Consider the following 5,938-nt stretch of genomic DNA (forward strand, 5'->3'; position numbering starts at 1 on the left):
GCCACCGGAATGCCGATGAACATCAGCACGAACAGGGCGATGAACAGAAAGGCGATGGTCATCGTTTGGTCTCCGTCTCTTCGGCGAGTTTGATGGCGTCATCGAGCTCGCCATGGCCGCCGAAACCGATCTGCTTGTTCTGGATCACACGCACCAGCACCTGGGCGAAGCGCAGGAACATCAGGGTGAAGCCGATGGGCACGATCATCACGATGTGCCACTGCTGCACGCCAAAGCGGTCCAGGTCCTCGGCGCCGGTGCCGATGTTGAACAGCACCGCGACCCACTGCTCGCTGGAGTAGGCCATCAGCGCGCAATAGGCCAGGCAAATGAGCAGCGCGAGAATCGCCACGGCCTTCTGCAGGGCGGGCTTGAACAGGCGCACCAAGAGGTCGACGCCAATGTGCGCACCGATGCGCACGCCCCAGGCCAGGCCAACGAAGATCAGCCAGCCGAACATGGCCTTGGTCAGGGCCACGCTCCAGGTCATTTCCTGGGCGACGTAGAGGATGCCGTCGCCGATGGCGAACATGGCATCGCTACCGAACGGCAGCGCATCGCCCAGGGCGTAGAAAACACCGTAGAGGTTGTTGAACACCACATACGAGAAGGTGACCAGGGTCATGCCTGCAAGCAGGAACGCCACCATCATCTCTTCGGCTTTGTTCCAGACACGAGCGACAGCGTGCATGGGTTATCTCCGTGTATAAGAGCGGTCGCGAAGCGACGTAAGAGACAGCCGCACCCGGGGCTCGGCAGCGGTGCTGCAGCCTGCGGGAGCAGTGTCGGTGAAGCGGGCGGCGGCTCCGCTCAGGAGCCGTCGCCGGATGGCCGTGAGGCCAGGCGGCCTCAGTTGGCCTGGTTGGCAGCCTCGGCAGCCTTGATCAGGTCGGCACCGATTTCGCCTTCGAATTTCTTCCACACCGGGCGCATGGCTTCGCGCCACTCTTCACGCTGCTCGGGCGTCAGGATGACGATTTCGGTGGTGCCGGCATCGATGATGCGCTGCTTGTCCTTCTGGTTCAGCGCTTCGGCCTGCTTGTTCACCTCGACGGTGACTTCGGCGAGGATCGCGGTCAGCTCGCTGCGGATGTCTTCCGGCAGGCCGTCCCAGAACTTGGTGTTGGTGATCACCATGTAGTCCAGCACGCCGTGGTCGGACTCGGTGATGAACTTCTGCACTTCGTGCATCTTCTGGCTGTAGATGTTCGAGTAGGGGTTCTCGGCACCGTTGACCACGCCAGTCTGCAGGCCTTGGTAGACCTCGGCGAAACTCATCTTGCGCGGCGCGGCGCGCAGGGCCTTGAACTGCTCGTCGAGTACGGCGGAAGCCTGTACGCGGAATTTCAGGCCGCGGGCATCTTTCGGTTCGACCAGTTTCTTGTTGGCCGACAGCTGCTTCATGCCGTTGTGCCAGTAACCCAGGCCGGTGATGCCTTTGCTTTCCATGCTGGTCAGCAGGGCTTTGCCTTCCGGGCTTTGCTGGAAGCGATCAACGGCGTTGATGTCGTTGAACAGGAACGGCAGGTCGAAAATCTGGATCTGCTTGGTGTAGTGCTCGAACTTGGCCAGCGACGGCGCGATGATCTGCACGTCACCGAGCAGCAGGGCTTCCATTTCCTTGCCATCGCCGAACAGCGAGGAGTTCGGGTAGACCTGCACGGTCACCTTGCCATCCATGCGCTCGTCGACGAGCTTCTTGAACAGCAGCGCGCCTTGGCCTTTCGGGGTGTGCTCGGCAACCACGTGGGCGAATTTGATCGAAATGGGATCGGCCGCCTGGGCCATGCCGGCGATGCTCAGCGACAGGGCGCAAGCCAGTGCCTTGGCAGTGAATTTGAACATGCGATGCTTCCTCTTGTTGTTGGATATCGTGCTGAGCGCCGGGGCGCTGAAACGAGCGGACAAGAGCAAGTCGAGGATTGCCGCTTGAGCGGCAGGATCGGTTGGCAGCGATTGGGCCTGGACTTGTACTTGTTTTTCGCTGATGACCAGCAGAGCAAGCGTTGTGCCAGGCAGGATGATAATTTGGCATGGCAGCTTTGCGTCAGGCGCAAAGCCCCATGGCTTATGGCTCGGTCGATTTTCAAAATAAAACCCGCCAATCCCTGTGGATGGCGGGTTTGCGAATTCGCGATGAAAGCTGCTGATGAAGTCGGCAAGAATCCGCTTATTCACTCGATGTCGTCTGGCGAGCTTCCGCCAGCATCGGCAAAGTTCAGGCCGTGCTTGCGCAGTTTGTCGTGCAGGGTCTTGCGTGGCACGCCCAGAGCCTCGGCGAGGCTGCGCAGAGAATTGTGGTTGCGGGTCAGCTCGGCGGCGATCAGCGCACGCTCGAAGGCCTCCACCTGTTCGCTGAGGCTGCCGGATAGCGGTGCACTGTGTAGTTGGCTGTCGACGCTCAGTTCCAGGCCCAGGTCCAGCCCGAGTGCGAAGCGCTCGCCAGCGTTCTGCAATTCACGCACGTTGCCTGGCCACGGATGGCGCAGCAGCATGGCGCGCTGACCGGGTTGCAACTCTCGTTGCGGCAGGCCGTGGCGGGCGCTGGCGGTATTGGCGAAATGCTGGAACAGCACCAGGATGTCCTCGCCACGTTCGCGCAGGGGCGGGATGCGCAGCGGCGCGACGTTGAGCCGGTAATAGAGGTCGGCGCGAAAGCGCCCCTGGTCGGCGGCGGTACGCAGGTCTTCCTTGGTGGCGGCGATCACCCGGATATCCAGCGGGATCAGTTGGTTGCCACCGAGGCGTTCGACCACCCGCTCCTGCAGCAGGCGCAGCAGCTTGACCTGCACGTCCAGGGTCATGCTCTCGATTTCATCGAGGAACAGCGTGCCGCCGTTGGCGAACTCGAACTTGCCGATGCGGCGCTTCTGCGCGCCGGTGAAGGCGCCGGGTTCGTGGCCGAACAGCTCGCTTTCCACCACGGATTCGGCCAGGGCGCCGGCGTTGATCGCCACGAAGGGGCCGTCGCGGCGGCTGGACAGGTCGTGCAGGGCGCGGGCCACGACTTCCTTGCCGGCACCGGTTTCACCGAGGATCAACACATCTGTGCTGATCCCGGCCAGGGAGCCGATCTGCTCGCGCAGACGTTGAATGGCCGGTGAGTGGCCGACCAGCCGGCCTGACAGTTGCTGGCGGTCGGCCAGGGCCAGGCGCAGGCTGCGGTTGTCGAGCACCAGGCGGCGCAGGGCCAGGGCACGGCGCACGCTTTCCAGCAGGTCGTCGCTGGCGAAGGGTTTCTCCAGAAAGTCGTAGGCACCAGCGCGCATGGCTTGCACGGCCAACGGCACGTCGCCGTGGCCGGTGATCAGCAGTACCGGCAGGTCGGGGTCCTGCTCGTGCAGCTGCTTGAGCAGTTCCAGGCCGTCGACGCCGGGCATGCGGATATCGCTGACCACCACGCCGGGCCAGTCGCGTTCGATGCGCTCGGCAAGGCCCTTGGCATCGGCCAGGGTGGCGACCTTGAGGCCGGCCAGGTCCAGGGTCTGGCTGAGGGCCTGGCGCAGGTGCGGGTCGTCGTCAATCAGCAGAACCTGAGTGTTGGCGTCGATGGTGCTCATACGGTGAAGTCCTCGGGCGGCTGGATGTTCACGCCGTTGTCGGCGGTGCGCAGGCGCAGGATCAGGTGCGCGCCGCCTTTGGGATGGTTGGCGAACAGCAGTTCGCCGCCCAGGGCGCGCATCAGGGTGTCACAGATCGCCAGGCCCAGGCCGAGGCCCTGGGCGCTGGTCTTGGTGGTGAAGAACGGCTCGCGGGCGTGGGCCAGGGCGCTTTCCGAGAAGCCGGGGCCGTTGTCGCGCAGGTGCAGCTCGAGCAGATCGCCCTGCAGCTCGGTGCTGATCCAGATACGCCGCGGCTGCGGACGCTCGGCCAGGGCATCCAGGGCGTTGGCCAGCAGATTGCTGAGCACCTGGCGCAGGCGCGTTTCGCCAGCCTGCACCCACAGGGTGGCATCGGGCAGATCGCGAACCAGCTCAACGTCCATGGCGCGACGGCGCTTGGCCAGCAGCGCCAGGGCATCGTCGATGGCCGGTTGCAGGGCCACGCTTTCCGGTGCGTGGCGGTCGCGACGGGCGAAGGCGCGCAGGTGGGCGATGATCGAGGCCATGCGCTCGGTAAGCTGGCTGATCAGCTTGAGGTTGCCGCGGGCGTCCTCGGTGCGCTGGTGGTCGAGCAGCACGCCGGCGTTCTCGGCGTAGCTGCGAATGGCCGCCAGGGGCTGGTTGAGTTCGTGGCTGATGCTGGCGCTCATGGTGCCCAGGGCGGTCAGCTTGCTGGCCTGGACCAGCTCGTCCTGGGCCTGCACCAGCTCCTGCTGGGCCTGTTCGCGCTCCAGCACTTCCTGCTTGAGGCGGCTGTTGAGGCGCTCCAGATCCTGGGTACGTTCCTGTACGCGCTGCTCCAGCTCCTGGCGGGCGCGGGTGCTGAGGGCGATGCGATCCAGGTAATGACGGCGGCGCTGCATCATCAGGCCGACCAGCAGGATCAACACCAGCAGGGCGCCGCCGCCGACCGCCATTACCGTGCGCACCGAGCGGTCGAGTACCACCCGCGGGGCGAGAATGCTGACGCTCCAGCCGGTTTCATCGAGCACCCGGCTCTGCGTCAGCCAGGCGTCGGGGTCGAGCTGCAGGGGTGGCGGCGCTTGGGTCGGATAGGGTTGGATGGCGGCGATGGAGGCGCGCTCGGCCTTGTCCAGCGGGCGGCTGGCGTGAAACCGCCAGTCTGGGCGCGAAGTCAGGATCACCACGCCATTGCCGTCGGTCACCAGCAGTTGCTCCGGGGTGTTGCCCCACAGGCTTTCGGTGTGATCGAGGTCGACCTTGATCACCATCACGCCGATCTTCTGGTTGCCGTCATAGACCGCCGAGGCGAAGTAGTAGCCGCGCTTGCCGGAGGTGGTGCCGAGGCCGAAGAAGCGTCCCAGGCGCCCGGCCAGCGCCTCCTGGAAGTAGGGGCGAAAGGCGAAGTTGCCGCGCACGAAGGTGTCCTGCTGGTCCCAGTTGGAAGCAGCCAGGGTTTCGCCCTTGGGGTTCATCAGGTAGATGACGTCGGCACCAGTCTGCTGGCGCACCCGCTTGAGCAACTGGTTGGCCGCTGCCTGGGCGGCTTCGTCGCCCGGCGTCGCCAGCACGGTGCGCAGGCCCGGCAGATCGCCGAGAATCGGCGGCAGCACTTCGTAGCGACGCAGTGTGCCCAGCAGGTTGGCCACGTACAGATCGAGGGTTTGCCGGTTCTGTTCGGTCAGCTCGATGCGGTAGTAGCGCTCGGCGACGTAGTGCAGCGGCCACAGCAGCGGCGCCAGCAGCAGGGCCAGGATTGCCAGGCTGCGCCAGCGGGGGCGTTTGGGAATGGTGCTGGGGATCGTGTTCATCGAATGGGCGCCGGAAAGACCGGGGCATTATGACCGCATACGCCGGGTGCCAGGTAGCCCAGCCCGAACCTGGCGATAGAGGGTGAGCCCCGGGTATCGCTGCGCTCGACCTGGGCGACCTTTTGGAGTCAGCGTGGCGTGTTCAGGCACTCGAGCAGGCCGGCGTGCCACTCCGGCAGACGCACGCCCCAGTCGCGCTCCAGGCGGCTGCAATCCAGGCGCGAATTGAGCGGGCGCTTGGCTGGCGTTGGGTACTCGGTGGTGGCGATGGGCTTCAGTGCGGCGACCGCTCTGCCCTGTGCCAGCAATTGCGCGGCGATGGCCTCGGCGAAGCCGAACCAGGACGTTTCACCGCGCGCGCTGAAGTGATAGACGCCCCAGGCCGCAGTTTGCTGCTGTTGCCAGCGCTCGAGCAGTTGCACGGTCGCGGCGGCGATGCTGCCGGCCCAGGTCGGCGCACCGATCTGGTCGGCCACCACGCTGAGTTGTTCGCGCTCCTGCAGCAGGCGCTGCATGGTCAGCAGGAAATTGCGCCCGTGCAGGGAATACACCCAGCTGGTGCGC

General features: G+C 65.0%; 5 protein-coding genes. All 5 read right to left on the reverse strand.

Features of this window, described 5'->3' with window-relative positions; translation table 11 throughout:
- Positions 1 to 58: 58 nt before the first annotated feature.
- On the reverse strand, positions 59 to 691 hold the full coding sequence (locus BVH06_RS16710; protein WP_075934831.1) for a TRAP transporter small permease: 633 nt from the start codon (positions 689 to 691) through the stop codon (positions 59 to 61).
- Positions 692 to 849: 158 nt separating this feature from the next.
- On the reverse strand, positions 850 to 1,845 hold the full coding sequence (dctP, locus tag BVH06_RS16715) for a C4-dicarboxylate TRAP substrate-binding protein DctP (RefSeq protein WP_075934832.1): 996 nt from the start codon (positions 1,843 to 1,845) through the stop codon (positions 850 to 852).
- A gap of 329 nt (positions 1,846 to 2,174) precedes the next feature.
- Positions 2,175 to 3,560: a sigma-54 dependent transcriptional regulator gene (locus BVH06_RS16720; RefSeq protein ID WP_075934833.1), complete on the reverse strand. Its 1,386-nt coding sequence runs from the start codon at positions 3,558 to 3,560 to the stop codon at positions 2,175 to 2,177.
- Complete coding sequence (locus tag BVH06_RS16725; RefSeq protein WP_177345399.1) at positions 3,557 to 5,374, reverse strand: ATP-binding protein; 1,818 nt, start codon at positions 5,372 to 5,374, stop codon at positions 3,557 to 3,559. The genes BVH06_RS16720 and BVH06_RS16725 overlap by 4 nt, the downstream gene beginning before the upstream one ends.
- Before the next feature lie 128 nt (positions 5,375 to 5,502).
- A partial coding sequence (locus BVH06_RS16730) for a sugar nucleotide-binding protein (RefSeq protein WP_139315669.1) occupies positions 5,503 to 5,938 on the reverse strand: 436 nt, incomplete at its 5' end.

Origin of the sequence: Pseudomonas sp. PA27(2017), assembly GCF_001945445.1 — a bacterium.
Lineage (GTDB): Bacteria > Pseudomonadota > Gammaproteobacteria > Pseudomonadales > Pseudomonadaceae > Aquipseudomonas.

Excerpts from the sequence above, each read along its gene's own strand:
- dctP (WP_075934832.1), bottom strand. The coding sequence starts at position 1,845 with ATGTTCAAATTCACTGCCAAGGCACTGGCTTGCGCCCTGTCGCTGAGC.
- BVH06_RS16710 (WP_075934831.1), bottom strand. The coding sequence starts at position 691 with ATGCACGCTGTCGCTCGTGTCTGGAACAAAGCCGAAGAGATGATGGTG.
- BVH06_RS16725 (WP_177345399.1), bottom strand. The coding sequence starts at position 5,374 with ATGAACACGATCCCCAGCACCATTCCCAAACGCCCCCGCTGGCGCAGC.
- BVH06_RS16720 (WP_075934833.1), bottom strand. The coding sequence starts at position 3,560 with ATGAGCACCATCGACGCCAACACTCAGGTTCTGCTGATTGACGACGAC.